Source organism: Escherichia sp. KTE172, from assembly GCF_000408845.1.
Lineage (GTDB): Bacteria > Pseudomonadota > Gammaproteobacteria > Enterobacterales > Enterobacteriaceae > Escherichia > Escherichia coli.
In genome coordinates this window covers 1,293,861-1,313,194 of sequence record NZ_KE137316.1, presented here as the reverse complement: position 1 = coordinate 1,313,194, position 19,334 = coordinate 1,293,861, and the positions used below count along the sequence as shown (strand labels likewise).

The 19,334-nt window shown below is 50.2% G+C and carries 13 protein-coding genes; 6 read left to right on the top strand and 7 right to left on the bottom strand.

What is annotated here, in order from left to right; genetic code table 11:
• Positions 1-23: 23 nt before the first annotated feature.
• The 5 genes from G434_RS17300 to atoS form a co-directional block, all read right to left on the bottom strand.
• A complete protein-coding gene (locus G434_RS17300; protein ID WP_000580276.1) occupies positions 24-1,346 on the bottom strand; it encodes a TIGR00366 family protein in 1,323 nt (440 codons plus the stop codon).
• Positions 1,343-1,993 carry an acetate CoA-transferase subunit beta gene (atoA, locus tag G434_RS17305; protein WP_000339064.1) on the bottom strand — a complete coding sequence of 217 codons (651 nt, stop codon included), beginning with the start codon at positions 1,991-1,993 and terminating at the stop codon, positions 1,343-1,345. The genes G434_RS17300 and atoA overlap by 4 nt, the downstream gene beginning before the upstream one ends.
• Positions 1,993-2,655 (bottom strand): acetate CoA-transferase subunit alpha, encoded by a 663-nt coding sequence (gene atoD, locus G434_RS17310; RefSeq protein WP_000850534.1) that lies wholly within the window; start codon positions 2,653-2,655, stop codon positions 1,993-1,995. The genes atoA and atoD overlap by 1 nt, the downstream gene beginning before the upstream one ends.
• Positions 2,656-2,850: 195 nt before the next feature.
• Positions 2,851-4,236, bottom strand: coding sequence for an acetoacetate metabolism transcriptional regulator AtoC (gene atoC, locus G434_RS17315; protein ID WP_000125283.1), 1,386 nt, complete (start codon positions 4,234-4,236; stop codon positions 2,851-2,853).
• The gene (gene atoS, locus G434_RS17320) at positions 4,233-6,059 is read right to left on the bottom strand and encodes a two-component system sensor histidine kinase AtoS (protein WP_000559134.1); all 1,827 of its coding nucleotides are present in this window, start codon (positions 6,057-6,059) and stop codon (positions 4,233-4,235) included. Before atoS ends, atoC begins: the two co-directional genes overlap by 4 nt.
• A 166-nt stretch (positions 6,060-6,225) precedes the next feature.
• Between atoS and rcsC the strand changes: the two genes are divergently transcribed.
• Positions 6,226-9,075 (top strand): two-component system sensor histidine kinase RcsC, encoded by a 2,850-nt coding sequence (gene rcsC, locus G434_RS17325; RefSeq protein WP_000876052.1) that lies wholly within the window; start codon positions 6,226-6,228, stop codon positions 9,073-9,075.
• Positions 9,076-9,274: 199 nt separating this feature from the next.
• Here rcsC and rcsB read toward each other — a convergent pair whose 3' ends face one another.
• Both rcsB and rcsD read right to left on the bottom strand, forming a co-directional pair.
• Positions 9,275-9,925 (bottom strand): response regulator transcription factor RcsB, encoded by a 651-nt coding sequence (gene rcsB, locus G434_RS17330; protein ID WP_001061917.1) that lies wholly within the window; start codon positions 9,923-9,925, stop codon positions 9,275-9,277.
• A gap of 16 nt (positions 9,926-9,941) precedes the next feature.
• Entirely contained in the window at positions 9,942-12,614 is a 2,673-nt protein-coding gene (rcsD, locus tag G434_RS17335; RefSeq protein ID WP_001249134.1) for a phosphotransferase RcsD, read from the bottom strand.
• Between the two features lie 738 nt (positions 12,615-13,352).
• Here rcsD and ompC point away from each other — a divergent pair.
• From ompC to yojI, 5 genes are all read left to right on the top strand, one after another.
• Positions 13,353-14,456 (top strand): porin OmpC, encoded by a 1,104-nt coding sequence (ompC, locus tag G434_RS17340; protein WP_000865559.1) that lies wholly within the window; start codon positions 13,353-13,355, stop codon positions 14,454-14,456.
• A 111-nt stretch (positions 14,457-14,567) separates the two neighbouring features.
• Positions 14,568-15,623: an FAD:protein FMN transferase ApbE gene (gene apbE / locus G434_RS17345; protein WP_000406060.1), complete on the top strand. Its 1,056-nt coding sequence runs from the start codon at positions 14,568-14,570 to the stop codon at positions 15,621-15,623.
• Between the two features lie 73 nt (positions 15,624-15,696).
• A complete protein-coding gene (ada, locus tag G434_RS17350) occupies positions 15,697-16,761 on the top strand; it encodes a bifunctional DNA-binding transcriptional regulator/O6-methylguanine-DNA methyltransferase Ada (protein ID WP_000786381.1) in 1,065 nt (354 codons plus the stop codon).
• Positions 16,761-17,411 carry a DNA oxidative demethylase AlkB gene (alkB, locus tag G434_RS17355; protein ID WP_000884977.1) on the top strand — a complete coding sequence of 217 codons (651 nt, stop codon included), beginning with the start codon at positions 16,761-16,763 and terminating at the stop codon, positions 17,409-17,411. The genes ada and alkB overlap by 1 nt, the downstream gene beginning before the upstream one ends.
• A gap of 75 nt (positions 17,412-17,486) precedes the next feature.
• Positions 17,487-19,130, top strand: a complete 1,644-nt coding sequence (gene yojI, locus G434_RS17360; protein ID WP_000422210.1) for a microcin J25 efflux ABC transporter YojI — start codon at positions 17,487-17,489, stop codon at positions 19,128-19,130.
• Positions 19,131-19,334: the final 204 nt, after the last annotated feature.

The window sequence follows — 19,334 nt, the reverse complement described above, 5'->3', positions numbered from 1 at the left end:
TCCTTCTGTCTGTAGGGTTGCCGTCAGAACAGCGTTAAACCAACGACGAAAATGACGCCGGAGAAGAGCAGGGCAGTGATGCAATAGCCCATGATGTCGCGGACACCGAGTCCGGCGATTGCCAGTGCTGGCAGCGCCCAGAATGGTTGTGCCATGTTCATCCATTGCTCGCCGTAGGCGATCGCCATTACCGATTTACCGAGATCAGCGCCCAGCGCCTGGGCTGCGGGTATCACGAAAGGTCCCTGAATAACCCAGTGACCGCCGCCAGACGGAACGGCGAAGTTAATCAGTGCAGAACTAAAAAAGGTCATTACCGGGAAGGTGTCTTTGTTCGCAACATTGATGAAGAATTCGGTAATGAGTCCGCCCAGACCGGAATGCTCCATCATCAGTTGGATCCCAGCGTAGAAGGGGAATTGCACTAGAATACCGGCAGTACTGCGTGCTGCCGCGCTGATAGCACGCATATAAGCCATTGGCGTTTTATGTAGCAGCAGACCCGCAATCATAAACATCAGGTTGACGGTATTGATGGTGATGTTGAAGCCATGTTCGCTGAAGTACATCGCAAGGTAAGCGATACCGAGTGCGCCGATGATCAACGTCAGAATGCGGCTTTCTTCCAGTCGCTCGGATGGTGGGGCATCTTTCGGTAGCTGCTTTTGGAAATCAGCCTCTTCCATGAGTAGTTTCGGATCGATACTCACCACGTCAGACGGTTTTGGCATCATCATGCGGGTGATAAATGGCATCACCACAATCAACGCCACAGTGATGAAAATGTTAAAACCACTGAACAGAGTATCGCCCACCGGGATCAGCCCGGCGATATGCTCAACCGGGTTGCCCGGTGTTGCAGCCAACAGAGGCATTGAGCCAGAGAAACCGCCACCCCAGGTGAGAAAACCAATGTAGGCGCAGGCAATGAGCAACGGATAATCAGAACCGGGTACTCGGCGGGCGACTTCACGGGCAAACATTGCGCCGACAACCAAACCAAATCCCCAGTTGATGACACAAGCGACTGAACCGAAGAAAGTAACCAGCATGACGCCCTGTACGGGCGTCTTTGCGGCGGAGGCGGCAGTACGCAGCAAACTTTTTACCGGAGCAGAGCTGGCAAGGGCATGACCGGTAACGATGATAAGCGCCATCTGCATACCAAACGCCAGCAAGTTCCAGAAACCGTCACCCCACATTTTCACCATGCTGATCGGCGTTTGTGGTGTTAACCAAAGCGCGATCACGAAAGTTAGCAATGTCAGCAACATGGCAAAGATCAGTGGATCGGGAAGCCACCGGCTGACAAAACGCGTCATAAAACGCGATATGCGACCAATCATAAATCACCCCGTTGCGTATTCAGATCGGCGGCAACTTCAAACCGAGCTTCTGTTTTGGCACACACGGTGGCTAAATCACACCCGTCGGCAATTTCGGTGAGCCACATTTTGCCGTCAATAAAACGAAAGACAGCCAGTTCAGTAACCAGCATATGCACCGCATGTTGCGCAGTGAGTGGCATGGTGCAGCGGCGCAAAATTTTTGCTGAACCATCTTTGGCACAATGTTCCATGGCGATGATCACTTTGCGCGACCCGGTCACCAGATCCATCGCGCCACCCATACCGGGCACCATTTTCCCAGGCACTACCCAGTTCGCGAGGTTTGCTTCTTCGTCTACTTGCAAACCGCCGAGCACGCAGGCATCAATATGACCGCCGCGGATTAGCGCAAATGACATGGCGCTATCAAACATGGCTGCACCGGGTAAAACACCGCACGGTTGTCCGCCAGCGTTCACCAGATCTGGATGCGCTGTCGTGACCGGGCCTAAACCGAGGAAGCCGTTTTCCGATTGCAGAGTGATATGAATACCCTCCGGTAAATAATTGGCGACCATTGTGGGTAAACCGATCCCTAAGTTAACGATGTCACCATCACGAAGCTCTTGCGCCACACGGCGCGCAATACGTTGTTTCGCATCCATTATTTGCTCTCCTGTGAAACGATGATGTGGTCGATAACGGCACCAGGGGTGACAATATGGTCAGGTTGCAGCTCGCCGGTTTCGACCAGTTCATCTGGCTCTACCAGCGTGATATCAGCCGCAAGGGCTATCAGGGGGTTAAAGTTGCGGGCGCTAAGTTGATAGGTCAGGTTGCCAAGTGTGTCGCAACGATGAGCGCGAATTAGCGCCAGGTCGGCGCGCAGTGGGCGTTCGAGCAGCCAGATTTTACCGTCGAGTGTCAGTGTCTGTTTGCCTTCCTCTACGACGGTGCCGACACCCGTTGGGGTGAGAAAACCACCAAGTCCAGCTCCGCCACAGCGAATTTGCTCGATTAGCGTACCTTGCGGCACCAGAACGACGTCCATCTCACCAGATATCATGCGCCGACCTGTTTCCGGGTTGGTGCCGATATGTGAAGCAATCACTTTGCGGACTCGACCATTGACGATGAGCGGACCGATGCCAGTATCAACAAACGCGGTATCATTGGCTATCAATGTCAGGTCGCGAACACCAGATTCCAGTAATGCTTCAACCAGGCGGGATGGAGTGCCAATCCCCATAAATCCGCCCACCATGATGGTCATGCCGTCACGAAAGAAGCCGGTGGCATCTTGTAATGTCATCAATTTTGTTTTCATTTTTTATCCCTCTTGCATACACCGTTGTGGGTACAGTCAGGGAATAGCAAGGGGAGTGCCAGAATGAGATTATTGGATTTTGTTATTTAACTAATTGAATATGAAGGGATAAATTGGATGGGGATTTATAAGAAGAATGAGCGGCTATGCAGAAAATTGCGCACTGTGCAAATTTCTGCATAGCAAGTTTTGGCGTTATACATCCGCCGGATCGATACCGTATTCCTGGAGTTTATACATCAATGCACGGCGACTGATGCCCAGCATTAAAGCAGTGCGGGTTCGGTTTCCTTCTTGTTGTTCCAGCACTTCCATAATGATGCATTTTTCGACGCGTTTAATTTCCTCTTTTAAATTACGCTCTCCGACAGGGGATGTTTTTACCTCGCCAGCATTACAGACTGGCTGACGAATCTGCGGCGGAAGATCCTCAGAAAAAATGATCGGGCCTGAGTTCATCACGACGGCGCGTTCAATAACGTTGGAAAGCTCTCGAATATTTCCCGGCCATGACCAGGCGGTAAGCAGTGACATTGCCATCGGATCGATGTCGATAATATCGCGCTGATTCTCACTACTGAATTTTTGCAAAAAGTGATTAGCTAACAGGGAAATATCTTCCCGGCGATCGCGCAGAGGCGGCAGTATTAAATGAATAACGTTAAGGCGATAAAAGAGATCTTCACGGAAGGTGCCTTCTTTTACCATTGCCTGCAAGTCACGGTTGGTGGCAGCAATGATGCGGATATCAACTTTTATGGTCTGATGGCCGCCAATCCGTTCAAATTCCCGTTCCTGCAGAATGCGTAGTAATTTGGCTTGCAGTACGAGCGGCATTTCGCCAATTTCGTCGAGGAGCAGAGTACCTTCGTTGGCACGTTCAAATAATCCCTGACGCAAGGTTTGTGCACCAGTAAATGCACCTTTTTCATGACCAAACAGTTCACTTTCGAGCAACGATTCCGGCAGCGCCGCGCAGTTGACTTTAATGAACGGCCCCTTTGCCCGCCGCGAATTGTAGTGAATCGCTCTGGCAATCAGCTCTTTCCCGGTGCCGCTTTCACCGCTAATCAAGACGCTGGCCTGAGAAAGGGCAATTTTGGCGGTGTCTTTGCAGATGTCCATCATCGCCGGGCTGTTGGTGAGAATGTGCCCCCATTGCCAGCTAGTGCTCAGTGCCTGGTGCAGATGGCGGATCTCTTTTTTCATTGACTGGAGTTGTAAAGCGCGCTGAACGATTAAATTCAACTCATCGAGATCAAACGGTTTGATAACATAGTCGAAGGCCCCGCAGCGTAGCGCTTCGACGGCGGTTTCCACTTCAGCATAGGCCGTCATCAGAATAACGGGGGTCCGTGTCTCATGGCTGCGCATCTCCTTGAGTGCCTTGATGCCGTCCATCTCTGGCATGCGGATATCCATCAACACCACGTCAGGGTGAATATCGGCAAACAGGTGTAATGCTGTGCGTCCGTTGTTCGCACAATGTGTTTCGAATCCTTGTAGTGCAAAAGCGGTGCTCAGCATACGGCGAACATTATCTTCATCATCCACAATAAGGATGCGATTAATAGCAGTCATACAGTCTGATTTCCCTGCGGATTGATCGGTAAAATAAGCGTGAAGGTTGCGCCGTAGCCCGGCAAACTGGCGACGCGAATATCACCCTGATGGGCATTAATGATGCGTTGACTTAACGCCAGACCAAGCCCGGTTCCTGAGGCTTTGGTGGTGAAAAAGGGATCGAAGATCTTTTTTTGCAGCGAGAGATCAATGCCACAGCCGTTGTCCTCTATCGAAATGGCCTGTTGTGAGTCGCTGTATTGCCAGGTTTGAATGCGAATTTTCCCTCGTGCGCTGATAGCCTGGACGGCATTGATCAGGATATTCAGTAGTACCTGTTTGAGCAGTTCACGATCGGCGTTAATCGGGTTTAATTCATTATCCAGTTCGCTTATGAAGTCGACCCGAGCTTGTACGCCGGCGGTTTGTACCAGTACCAGAGTTTCTTCAACCAATGCATTGAGACTGACTTGTTGCCATTGACTGTGGCGTGGACGTGAAAATTCGAGCAATTGCTGAATAACTTTGTTAATTGAATCGATTTCTTTGAGTACTACGGACAGATATTCCTGATGTATTAGGTCGCTGGTTTGTTGGCGCAAGATCTGTACATAACCACGAATAGCCGTTAGCGGATTACGTACTTCATGCGCGACGCCAGCCATCAGCTCACCCAGTGTGGCGAGGCGTTCTGCTTGCGCCATGCGGCGCTGGGTTTCTTTGCGGGCAGTTAAATCAGAGAAAATCACCAAAGCACCTATCATTTCACCATGCGTGTTATGAATACGACTGGTAGTGACACTGAGTTCAATGGTGCGGTCACGGCCTGGAAAACTGATCTCCAGCGCTACATGTTCGGTGCCATGTTCCAGCGTATCCAGTACTGGACTGTAGAACTGAGTATTGTCGAACAACATGGAGTAAGGCTGCCCTACCAGTTCATGACGTTGATAGCCAGTGATGACTTCTGCTGCCGGGTTCATGGTGGTTACATCACCCTGGCGGTCAATGGCAATGACGCCATCGGCAGCGTTTTCAATAATCAGATCGTTAAGTGTCCGCGTTTCACGCAGTGCCTGGGCGAGGTTGTTAACACTCTGACTGATTTGCCCCATTTCACCGGGCAATTGTGGTAATCGAGTGGGAATATTTTGCGCCAGAGTCGAGAGGCCATCGGTGATGATATCAATATTGGCGCTCAGGCGACGGGAGAAAAGGACAATCAACAGCAGGCTTATCAGCAAACCGGCGGTGAGCACAATGATAATCCTCACATCCATTTTCCAGGCCTGGCGGCGAATATCTTCGGTTAATTCATTGGCCCAGATATAGCCGAGGATTTCACCATTACGCTCAATGGGGATCATTGAATTCAAAATATCGCCGCGCACCTGCCTGCCTGAATAAACCAAAGGGGTATTTGTACGCATGACTTCGCGACCAGGGTGATCTGCGGCAATGGTAACGCCCACATTATTCTGATATAGCGCTGAAGGTGCGTAGGTGATTATCGCATCCAGCGTTTTGTTGTAATAACCAGCGCCGATGCCAGGGAAGGCGTGAGTGATATTTTCGGTAATGGGGGCAAGTTCTGCATTTAATGCGCGGATACGCTCCTCACGCGGTAAGTCGATGTAGAGATCGTAGCGATTGCCTAGTGCCTGATTAAGCAGGTTGACCACGGCAGAAAGTTTTTTCTCTTTTTCAGATAAGACTGCTGAACGTCCTTCCGTTTCAACGATATAACCAATAGTAAGCGTTGGGACAATGACCATCAGGATTGCCATCAGGATCATTTGATTGCGTAAGCGGCGTGGATAAATCCACTTCATATAATGCATGCTGAAATCCACTAGTCTTGTCCGGTATATGACGATTATCAGAGGTTAAGGTGATGATTTCTCGGCGGTGTATCATATTCCAGAGAAGAGAGAACATTGCGGTAACACGCTTTTACCGCTACCTTAACCACACTCCATCGGTCACCTGAGGCGGAGCTTCGCCCCTTTGAAATACCTTGCTTCTTTTCGTACAACCCTGAAAGCCTCGCGCTACATGTTCAGAGCATTGGCGTTAGTGCTCTGGCTGTTGATTGCTTTTTCATCCGTTTTTTACATCGTTAATGCGTTACATCAGCGAGAATCGGAAATTCGTCAGGAATTTAATCTGAGTTCCGATCAGGCTCAGCGCTTTATTCAACGCACCTCTGATGTGATGAAAGAGCTGAAGTACATAGCTGAAAATCGCTTATCGGCAGAAAACGGTGTGCTTTCCCCGCGTGGACGAGAAACGCAGACGGATGTGCCTGCGTTTGAACCGCTGTTTGCTGACTCTGATTGTTCCGCAATGAGTAACACCTGGCGAGGCTCTCTGGAGTCATTGGCGTGGTTTATGCGCTACTGGCGCGATAATTTTTCTGCGGCTTACGATCTCAACCGGGTATTTTTAATCGGCAGCGATAACCTTTGCATGGCCAATTTCGGTCTGCGTGATATGCCAGTGGAACGCGATACCGCGTTGAAAGCTTTGCATGAACGCATCAATAAATATCGAAATGCACCACAAGACGATAGCGGCAGTAACCTCTACTGGATCAGCGAAGGTCCGCGCCCTGGCGTCGGGTATTTTTACGCGTTGACGCCAGTTTATCTGGCGAACCGGTTGCAGGCGCTTTTGGGTGTCGAGCAGACCATCCGGATGGAGAACTTTTTCTTACCTGGTACGTTGCCGATGGGGGTTACCATTCTTGATGAAAATGGTCATACCCTGATTTCGCTTACCGGACCAGAAAGCAAAATTAAGGGCGATCCTCGCTGGATGCAGGAACGCTCCTGGTTTGGCTATACGGAAGGGTTCCGGGAGCTGGTGCTGAAGAAAAATCTGCCACCCTCATCGCTAAGCATCGTTTATTCGGTGCCAGTTGATAAGGTGCTGGAACGCATTCGCATGTTGATCCTTAACGCAATTTTGCTGAATGTGCTTGCCGGAGCTGCATTGTTTACTCTCGCGCGGATGTACGAGCGACGTATTTTCATTCCGGCGGAAAGCGACGCCCTGCGACTGGAAGAACATGAGCAGTTTAATCGCAAGATTGTCGCCTCCGCGCCCGTGGGTATCTGCATTTTGCGTACCGCTGATGGCGTCAATATTTTAAGTAACGAACTGGCGCATACCTATCTCAATATGCTTACGCATGAGGATCGCCAACGGCTGACACAAATTATCTGTGGGCAGCAGGTCAATTTTGTTGATGTCCTGACCAGCAACAATACCAATCTGCAAATCAGCTTCGTCCATTCGCGCTATCGTAATGAAAACGTGGCCATTTGTGTGCTGGTGGATGTTTCTTCGCGCGTGAAGATGGAAGAGTCGTTGCAGGAGATGGCACAAGCAGCGGAACAGGCGAGCCAGTCAAAATCGATGTTCCTTGCCACCGTCAGTCATGAGCTGCGAACGCCGCTGTATGGCATTATCGGTAACCTGGATCTTTTGCAAACCAAAGAGTTACCGAAAGGCGTCGATCGTCTGGTGACGGCAATGAACAACTCTTCCAGCCTGTTGTTGAAAATTATCAGCGATATTCTCGATTTCTCGAAGATTGAATCGGAACAGTTGAAGATCGAACCGCGTGAGTTTTCACCGCGTGAAGTGATGAACCACATCACCGCCAACTATTTACCGCTGGTGGTACGCAAGCAGCTAGGCTTGTACTGCTTTATTGAACCGGATGTGCCAGTGGCCTTAAATGGCGACCCGATGCGTTTACAGCAGGTCATCTCCAATCTGTTGAGTAACGCCATAAAATTCACCGATACCGGCTGTATAGTTCTACATGTTCGCGCTGATGGCGATTATCTCTCTATCCGTGTTCGCGATACCGGCGTGGGGATTCCGGCGAAAGAAGTGGTGCGCTTGTTTGATCCCTTCTTCCAGGTCGGAACGGGCGTACAGCGAAACTTCCAGGGGACCGGTCTGGGTCTGGCGATTTGTGAAAAACTGATCAGCATGATGGACGGCGATATCTCGGTAGATTCAGAACCGGGAATGGGCAGCCAGTTTACCGTGCGTATTCCGTTGTACGGCGCTCAGTACCCGCAGAAAAAAGGCGTGGAAGGGTTGAGTGGTAAACGCTGCTGGCTGGCGGTCCGCAATGCGTCGCTCTGTCAGTTCCTGGAAAACAGTTTGCAGCGCAGCGGCATCGTCGTAACAACATACGAAGGGCAGGAACCGACTCCCGAAGATGTGTTAATCACTGACGAGGTAGTGAGTAAAAAATGGCAGGGCAGAGCGGTAGTGACCTTCTGTCGTCGACATATTGGTATTCCGCTGGAGAAAGCGCCAGGAGAGTGGGTACACAGTGTGGCTGCTCCGCATGAGCTACCGGCATTGTTGGCGCGTATTTATTTGATCGAGATGGAGAGCGACGATCCTGCTAACGCTCTGCCGTCGACGGACAAAGCGGTCAGCGATAATGACGATATGATGATTCTGGTCGTGGATGATCATCCGATTAACCGACGTCTGCTGGCAGATCAGTTGGGATCGTTGGGCTATCAATGTAAAACCGCGAATGATGGCGTCGATGCGCTTAATGTACTTAGCAAGAATCATATTGATATCGTGCTTAGCGACGTCAACATGCCAAATATGGATGGTTACCGCTTGACGCAACGCATTCGTCAGTTGGGACTGACGTTGCCGGTAATCGGAGTAACTGCTAATGCGTTGGCTGAAGAGAAGCAGCGGTGTCTGGAGTCCGGTATGGACAGCTGCCTGTCGAAGCCGGTAACGCTGGATGTGATAAAACAGACGCTGACGGTATATGCCGAGAGGGTCAGGAAATCGCGGGAATCGTAGGCTGTATAAGACGTTTACGCCGCATCTGGCATTCAGTGCAAATGCCAGATGCGACGCTGGTGCGTCTTATCTGGCCTACTTTGTTGTAATCCATTGAAATAATGGGAATCGTAGGCCGGATAAGGCGTTTACGCCGCATCCGGCATTCAGTGCAAATGCCAGATGCGACGCTGACGCGTCTTATCTGGCCTACAGGTGATTAGTCTTTATCTGCCGGACTTAAGGTCACAGAAGAGAGATAATTCAGCAGAGCAATATCGTTCTCGACACCCAGCTTCATCATCGCAGATTTCTTCTGGCTACTGATGGTTTTGATACTGCGGTTCAGCTTTTTAGCGATCTCAGTCACCAGGAAACCTTCCGCAAACAGGCGCAGAACTTCACTCTCTTTTGGCGAGAGACGCTTGTCACCGTAACCACCAGCACTGATTTTTTCCAACAGGCGAGAAACGCTTTCCGGGGTAAATTTCTTCCCTTTCTGCAGCGCGGCGAGAGCTTTCGGCAGATCGGTCGGTGCACCTTGTTTCAGCACGATCCCTTCGATATCCAGATCCAATACCGCACTAAGAATCGCCGGGTTGTTGTTCATAGTCAGAACAATGATCGACAGGCTTGGGAAATGGCGCTTGATGTACTTGATTAAGGTAATGCCATCGCCGTACTTATCGCCAGGCATGGAGAGATCGGTAATCAACACATGCGCATCCAGTTTCGGCAGGTTGTTGATCAGTGCTGTAGAGTCTTCAAATTCGCCGACAACATTCACCCACTCAATTTGCTCAAGTGATTTGCGAATACCGAACAAGACTATCGGATGGTCATCGGCAATAATTACGTTCATATTGTTCATGTAATAGGCTACCTTGCTACAGCAAGCTCTTGACATAACTGTCAATGTCGCTGATGTATTTTTCTATTCCTGGAACATCCTTCTCACGAATCAGATGTTCCAGCGTTTCACATAACTGCTTGCCGGGTACCAGATTTAGCATGGCAAATACGCCTTTAAGACGATGAGCCGTTTGGGCTAACGCAGCAAAGTCACTGGTTGCTGCTTCAGTATACAGCCTCTTAACATCATCCGGTACTGTGTCTACAAAGAGCGCATAATAGCCGCTGGCATGGAGTTGCGCATTTTCATCTCCGCCCAGAGGCGATTCTGTCACCTCTTCCTGCGCCAGTTGCACTTCAATTAATTGTAAGACCGCTTCCTGCATAGCGTTGCTCATATTGAAGTTGACGCACAATTGACCAGGCCCAATTTCCCGTACGCCAGACTCATCATCGCTTAAAAGCAAGCCAGAGGCAGTAAGATTAGACGGATTATCCGTTAAAAAGATATCATAATCTTGACTAATTAATCTTTCATCGGGTGTGATACAGGTTGCACCCCAATTTTCTAACTGGCGAGTGACAATATTCCGAATTTCTGCCGAAGTAACATCCACCATTACGCAGACATCATCCAGTAAACGCTCTTCTTCCTCTTCAACTTCCGGGTCAGCTGCGAGCATTTTGATATGCACAGAGTAGCGTGTACCAAGCCCATCCCGCGTTTTAATGTTTAAATGGCCGCCCAGTTTACGTGCCAGTTGATCGCTCAGCCAGAATGCCAGCGGGTCCGCCTTGCCATAGCGATCGTTTTGGGTCTGGTTGATAAACGGGAAGTGCAAATTATCCATTTCATGAATACTTACGCCTTCTCCGGTGTCCAGAATGCGGAACGTCAGGCGGTCTTCGGAGGACTCATCCTGATCAACCTCAAGGGTGATTTTTCCCAATTGTGTTGAGGTCACGGCATATTGCATCAGTAGCAGCAAAATGCGTCGTAAGGCATCGCGATCGCCGCGGCGCATATCGTGTGCTTTCAGATGATTGTTAATCAGCAGTTGCAGACCTTTACGCTTGATGGCAGGCAACACTGAAGGCACAACTTCATCAATCAAATCCTGCACAGAGAACAGCACCGTCTCACTTTTCCAGCTATCGTCCGCAAGCATGTTCGCTAACTGTATTTCATCGACCAGCCGCACCAGCACATCTGCCTGATTCGCCAGTTGTTTGCTTTCCGGGGCGTTGAGTTTAGCTGCGCTCTCCGCCAGGGACTGTGCAGGTTCTTTCAGCGCATCGCCAATGTTTTTCATAAAGGTCATCCGCCCCTGCTGGTTTTTCTCATACAGACGCTGCGCCTGCTTGAGTTTCTTGTTTACCAGCACTTCGCGATCCTGATCGCGAATAATGAAAATTTGTGTGCGCGGCGCGACCTGGCTGCGGAACATGCGGATCTCATACAGCTCGTTATTGATCGTCGCCTGAATAATCCCCTGATGTTGTTCCGCCATGGTGGTGATGTTTTGCAGATTCAAATGCGGCAGCAAATGATCGGCAATTTTGTTACTTATGACAGTGCGGTTCGATTCCTGATCGTGAACCAGCAGGCCGAGCGGCAGCAGTGAGACTATCTCTTCATTAATTGCCCGTAAAATGCGCAATTCGTTATTGACCGCCGTGCTGGGGACGCTTTCTGTACTGCGGCTGGAGAAATGGCGGAATGTGGTATAGCCAAATAACGCCAGCGCCAGCAAACCGATGTTCAGCAGCAGTGGCAGCAGAATGTTTTGCAACGTATCCAGCAATAAGGTGCCATAAGGAACCTGCCAGACCAGTCGCATATCGGTAGAGTTGAGTGCCGAGGAGATTTCAATCTTCGTACTGTTAAAGTGGATACTGACGCTATCCGTCCCTTCTTTCTCATTATCATTGTTTCCCGTTGCCGTCGCGTCTGGCTCAAGGCGGAAACTGTCCAGCGGCATACCCGGCGGGATCAAATCATTAATCGGCAGATCAAAAGCCACGACCGTTGCCAGATGTCCTGGCTGGTTGAACGTGGTACGCAAGGTAAAGTAATGACCGTTCTGCCAGGCCAGGCGGCGCATGTTAGAAAAACTTTCGCGTTCATCGAGGGCGTTGGCCTGTTGCAACATCTCTGCACGACGTGAATCAACAATGTCGCTGACGGTCGATTCTTTAAATCCGGAGGTGAGATCTTTGAGGGGCAGGGTTGAGATCAGCACCAGACTGTTATCCTGACCATTCAGGTAATACATCGACCACGGTACATTTTCTGCGCCCCACAATGTGTCCAGATAGGTGGACATCCGTTGAGTCATCTCAAGCGTTGAGTTGTCGTGAGAGCCAAAGATTAACGCTTCCGTTTTGCGGCGTGGTTTTTCCAGATAGTAGACATCCTGTTTCAGGCGCGTCTCTTGTAAACCTTCGCCGGAGGAGGGGGAGGTCGTCGCGGCAATGTTGTCGTAAATCTGCCAGGTCACGTAACGCCAGGTATCGACGCGCTTTTGGATTGCGTGGGTAATGTCGACAATCTGGTAACTTTTATCTTTCAGCCAGGCGTTAACGGCACTTTGTACCATTACCCCCATCGTCACCAGTAACACAATGATCAACAGTAAAAAGAAGCGGGTAATGCTCCCCGGTAGGAGTGAAAAGCGGGTCGTGGCCGTTGTCTCTTTCTGACGCATTCGTGTTTATGACCTGTTAAAACTTCGCGAAGTGATAGGGCAGTATAAAGGGTACAGTGTGAAATTCCAGACTCTTACCTGATTGATGATTTTCTATTCTCCCGTGATATTTATCATCCTGCATTGGGGGAAATAGATGTACAAGCGCCATTTCGCTGTACAAATAACCTACAAAAAGCCCAACGAAATTAATTGCAAATAAACGAAGATTGCTGGAAATTATGCTGATGTTAATTATTTGTGAAATAGTTAACAAGCGTTATAGTTTTTCTGTGGTAGCACAGAATAATGAAAAGTGTGTAAAGAAGGGTAAAAAAAACCGGATGCGAGGCATCCGGTTGAAATAGGGGTAAACAGACATTCAGAAATGAATGACGGTAATAAATAAAGTTAATGATGATAGCGGGAGTTATTCTAGTTGCGAGTGAAGGTTTTGTTTTGACATTCAGTGCTGTCAAATACTTAAGAATAAGTTATTGATTTTAACCTTGAATTATTATTGCTTGATGTTAGGTGCTTATTTCGCCATTCCACAATAATCTTAAAAAGTTCCCTTGCATTTACATTTTGAAACATCTATAGCGATAAATGAAACATCTTAAAAGTTTTAGTATCATATTCGTGTTGGATTATTCTGCATTTTTGGGGAGAATGGACTTGCCGACTGATTAATGAGGGTTAATCAGTATGCAGTGGCATAAAAAAGCAAATAAAGGCATATAACAGAGGGTTAATAACATGAAAGTTAAAGTACTGTCCCTCCTGGTCCCAGCTCTGCTGGTAGCAGGCGCAGCAAACGCTGCTGAAGTTTACAACAAAGACGGCAACAAATTAGATCTGTACGGTAAAGTAGACGGCCTGCACTATTTCTCTGACGACAAGTCTGTAGATGGCGACCAGACCTACATGCGTCTTGGCTTCAAAGGTGAAACTCAGGTTACTGACCAGCTGACCGGTTACGGCCAGTGGGAATATCAGATCCAGGGCAACAGCGCTGAAAACGAAAACAACTCCTGGACCCGTGTGGCATTCGCAGGTCTGAAATTCCAGGATGTAGGTTCTTTCGACTACGGTCGTAACTACGGCGTTGTTTACGACGTAACTTCCTGGACCGACGTACTGCCAGAATTCGGTGGTGACACCTACGGTTCTGACAACTTCATGCAGCAGCGTGGTAACGGCTTCGCGACCTACCGTAACACTGACTTCTTTGGTCTGGTTGACGGCCTGAACTTTGCTGTTCAGTACCAGGGTAAAAACGGTAGCGTAAGCGGCGAAGGCATGACCAACAACGGTCGTGGTGCTCTGCGTCAGAACGGCGACGGCGTTGGCGGATCTATCACTTATGATTACGAAGGCTTCGGTATCGGTGGTGCGATCTCCAGCTCCAAACGTACTGATGATCAGAACAGCCCGCTGTACATCGGTAACGGCGACCGTGCTGAAACCTACACTGGTGGTCTGAAATACGACGCTAACAACATCTACCTGGCTGCTCAGTACACCCAGACCTACAACGCAACTCGCGTAGGTTCCCTGGGTTGGGCGAACAAAGCACAGAACTTCGAAGCTGTTGCTCAGTACCAGTTCGACTTCGGTCTGCGCCCGTCTGTAGCATACCTGCAGTCTAAAGGTAAAAACCTGGGCACCATCGGTACTCGTAACTACGACGACGAAGATATCCTGAAATATGTTGATGTTGGTGCTACTTACTACTTCAACAAAAACATGTCCACCTATGTTGACTACAAAATCAACCTGCTGGACGACAACCAGTTCACTCGTGACGCTGGCATCAACACTGATAACATCGTAGCTCTGGGTCTGGTTTACCAGTTCTAATCTCGATTGATATCGAACAAAGGGCCTGCGGGCCCTTTTTTCATTGTTTTCAGCGTACAAACACAGTTTTTTGGTGTACTCTTGCGACCGTTCGCATGAGGATAATCACGTATGGAAATAAGCTTTACCCGCGTTGCACTGCTGGCTGCCGCGCTCTTCTTTGTTGGTTGCGATCAAAAACCACAACCCGCCAAAACCCACGCTACTGAAGTTACCGTTCTTGAAGGCAAAACTATGGGTACCTTCTGGCGTGCCAGCATCCCGGGCATTGACGCCAAACGCAGTGCCGAACTTAAAGAAAAGATTCAGACCCAGCTGGACGCCGACGATCAGCTGCTTTCGACCTATAAAAAAGATTCCGCGCTGATGCGATTTAACGACTCGCAAAGTTTATCGCCGTGGCCGGTAAGTGAAGCGATGGCCGATATCGTCACTACCTCGCTACGCATTGGCGCGAAGACCGATGGCGCGATGGATATAACCGTCGGGCCGCTGGTGAATCTGTGGGGTTTCGGTCCGGAACAACAGCCGGTTCAAATTCCGAGCCAGGAACAGATCGATGCGATGAAAGCCAAAACCGGCTTACAGCACCTGACGGTGATTAATCAGTCCCACCAGCAATATCTGCAAAAAGACCTGCCGGATTTATATGTCGATCTCTCTACCGTCGGTGAAGGTTATGCGGCGGATCACCTAGCACGCTTGATGGAGCAGGAAGGGATTTCCCGCTATCTGGTGTCGGTGGGCGGCGCGCTGAACAGCCGTGGTATGAACGGTGCAGGCCAGCCGTGGCGGGTAGCGATTCAAAAACCAACTGATAAAGAAAATGCGGTTCAGGCCGTGGTGGATATCAACGGTCATGGCATTAGCACCTCTGGCAGCTACCGTAACTATTACGAACTGGATGGCAAACGTCTTTCTCATGTTATCGATCCGCAAACCGGGCGTCCCATCGAACACAATCTGGTATCCGTGACGGTGATTGCCCCGACGGCGCTGGTAGCCGATGCCTGGGATACTGGCTTGATGGTACTGGGGCCGGAGAAAGCCAAAGAGGTTGTTCGTCGGGAAGGGCTGGCGGTTTATATGATCACCAAAGAGGGCGATAGTTTTAAAACCTGGATGTCGCCGCAGTTTAAAAGCTTCCTTATCAGCGAAAAAAATTAAAGCGCAAGATTGTTGGTTTTTGCGCGATGGTGACCGGGCAGACTAAAGGCTATCCTTAACCAGGGAGCTGATTATGAAAAACGCCACATGCTTAACTGACGATCAACGCTGGCAATCTGTCTTAGCCCGCGACCCGAATGCCGACGGCGAATTCGTTTTCGCCGTGCGCACCACAGGCATCTTTTGCCGTCCGTCTTGCCGCGCCAGACATGCTTTGCGGGAAAACGTCTCCTTCTACGCAAATGCCAGTGAGGCACTCACCGCCGGATTTCGCCCCTGCAAACGCTGCCAACCCGATAAAGCCAATGCCCAGCAACATCGGTTGGATAAAATCACCCACGCCTGCCGACTGCTGGAACAGGAAACGCCTGTAACGCTGGAAACCTTAGCCGACCAGGTGGCGATGAGCCCGTTCCATCTGCATCGGTTGTTTAAAGCGACTACCGGAATGACGCCGAAAGCCTGGCAACAGGCCTGGCGCGCTCGCCGTTTGCGCGAATCGCTGGCGAAAGGGGAGAGCGTGACTACATCTATTCTTAACGCCGGATTTCCCGACAGCAGCAGTTACTACCGCAAAGCCGACGAAACGCTGGGCATGACGGCTAAACAATTCCGTCACGGTGGCGAAAATCTGGCGGTGCGTTACGCGCTGGCTGATTGTGAGCTGGGCCGTTGCCTGGTGGCAGAAAGCGAGCGGGGGATTTGCGCGATATTGCTGGGCGATGATGACGCGACATTAATCAGCGAGTTGCAGCAGATGTTTCCCGCTGCCGACAACGCGCCTGCCGATCTGACGTTTCAGCAACATGTGCGTGAAGTGATCGCCAGCCTCAATCAACGCGATACGCCGCTGACGTTACCGCTGGACATTCGCGGCACTGCTTTTCAGCAACAAGTCTGGCAGGCATTGCGCACGATACCTTGCGGTGAAACCGTCAGTTATCAGCAACTGGCTAACGCCATCGGCAAACCGAAAGCGGTACGTGCCGTTGCCAGCGCCTGTGCCGCCAACAAGCTCGCTATCGTTATACCTTGTCATCGGGTGGTCCGTGGTGATGGCACACTTTCCGGTTACCGCTGGGGCGTGTTGCGTAAAGCACAACTGCTGCGCCGCGAAGCTGAAAATGAGGAGAGATAATGTTGGATCTGTTTGCCGATGCTGAACCGTGGCAAGAGCCTCTGGCGGCTGGTGCGGTAATTTTACGGCGTTTTACTTTTAACGCTGCGGAGCAACTGATCCGCGATATTAATGATGTTGCCAGCCAGTCGCCGTTTCGCCAGATGGTCACTCCAGGCGGATATACCATGTCGGTGGCGATGACCAACTGTGGGCATCTGGGCTGGACGACCCATCGGCAAGGTTATCTCTATTCGCCCATTGATCCGCAAACAAATAAACCGTGGCCCGCCATGCCACAAAGCTTTCATGATTTATGTCAACGTGCGGCTACGGCGGCGGGCTATCCAGATTTCCAGCCAGATGCTTGTCTTATCAACCGCTACGCTCCTGGCGCGAAACTGTCGCTGCATCAGGATAAAGACGAACCGGATCTGCGCGCGCCGATTGTTTCTGTTTCTCTGGGCTTACCCGCGATTTTTCAATTTGGCGGCCTGAAACGAAATGATCCGCTAAAACGTTTGTTGTTGGAACATGGCGATGTGGTGGTATGGGGCGGTGAATCGCGGCTGTTTTATCATGGCATTCAACCGTTGAAAGCGGGGTTTCATCCACTCACCACCGACTGCCGCTACAACCTGACATTCCGTCAGGCAGGTAAAAAAGAATAAAAATAAGAATTATTATTGCTGTGCGCGCGAAGATGTTTAAACTGCGGGCTGTAATTCATTGTCCGGGTTTTCTGCATGGAACTTCTTGTACTTGTCTGGCGGCAGTATCGCTGGCCATTTATCAGTGTGATGGCGCTAAGCCTCGCCAGTGCGGCATTAGGCATTGGCTTAATTGCTTTTATCAATCAGCGTCTTATCGAAACGGCAGATACCAGTCTGCTGGTGTTGCCGGAGTTTCTGGGATTATTGCTACTGTTGATGGCTGTCACTCTCGGATCGCAACTGGCGCTTACTACGCTGGGCCATCACTTCGTTTACCGACTGCGTAGCGAATTTATCAAGCGGATTCTGGATACCCACGTCGAGCGCATTGAACAACTTGGTAGCGCTTCGTTGCTGGCGGGATTAACCAGCGATGTGCGCAATATCACCATTGCTTTTGTGCGTCTGCCGGAACTGGTGCAGGGGATCATCCTCACTATCGGTTCCGCGGCGTACTTGTGGATGCTGTCGGGCAAAATGTTGCTGGTAACGGCTATCTGGATGGCAGTCACCATCTGGGGCGGTTTTGTGCTGGTGGCGCGGGTGTACAAACATATGGCGACCCTGCGTGAAACCGAAGACAAGCTGTACACGGATTTTCAAACCGTACTCGAAGGGCGCAAAGAGCTGACTCTGAACCGGGAACGCGCCGAGTATGTGTTTAACAACCTCTACATTCCTGATGCGCAAGAGTATCGCCATCATATTATTCGCGCAGACACCTTCCATCTTAGTGCCGTGAACTGGTCAAACATCATGATGCTGGGCGCAATCGGCCTGGTGTTCTGGATGGCGAACAGTCTCGGTTGGGCTGATACCAACGTTGCCGCGACCTATTCGTTGACGCTGTTATTCCTGCGTACGCCGCTGCTTTCGGCGGTTGGCGCATTACCGACGCTGCTGACGGCGCAGGTGGCGTTTAACAAGCTGAACAAATTCGCGCTCGCACCTTTCAAAGCAGAGTTTCCACGCCCGCAGGCGTTTCCCAACTGGCAAACGCTGGAGCTGCGTAACGTGACGTTTGCTTATCAGGATAATGCGTTTTCCGTTGGGCCGATTAACCTCACCATTAAACGTGGCGAGCTGCTGTTTCTGATTGGTGGCAACGGTAGTGGAAAATCGACGCTGGCGATGTTGCTGACGGGCTTGTATCAGCCACAAAGCGGCGAAATCTTGCTGGATGGCAAACCTGTCAGCGGCGAACAACCGGAAGATTATCGCAAACTGTTTTCGGCAGTGTTTACCGATGTCTGGCTGTTCGATCAACTGCTGGGGCCGGAGGGTCAACCCGCTAACCCGCAACTGATTGAGAAGTGGCTGGCGCAACTGAAAATGGCTCATAAGCTTGAGTTAAGCAACGGGCGTATTGTTAACCTGAAGTTATCGAAAGGGCAGAAAAAACGCGTCGCGCTGTTGCTGGCGCTGGCAGAAGAACGCGATATTATCCTGCTGGATGAATGGGCGGCGGATCAGGACCCACACTTCCGTCGTGAGTTTTATCAGGTGTTGCTGCCGCTGATGCAGGAGATGGGTAAAACGATTTTCGCCATCAGTCATGATGATCATTACTTTATCCACGCCGACCGCCTGCTGGAAATGCGCAACGGGCAACTTAGCGAGCTGACGGGCGAAGAGCGCGATGCCGCTTCGCGTGATGCCGTTGCCCGGACGGCATAATATTACGACGCTGACCTGGCGGACTGCTGCCGCCAGGTCAATATGCTAAAAATCCCTTCATTTCTAATAACCCTATAATTAATCAACGAAATCATAATGTTTCTAAAATTAGAATATAATTTATAAACATTATTTAAATGTTGTTACTTAAGTGTTACCGTTGATGCCGCGCAAATCTCACCTGCAATAAAGCGACTAAAAGTA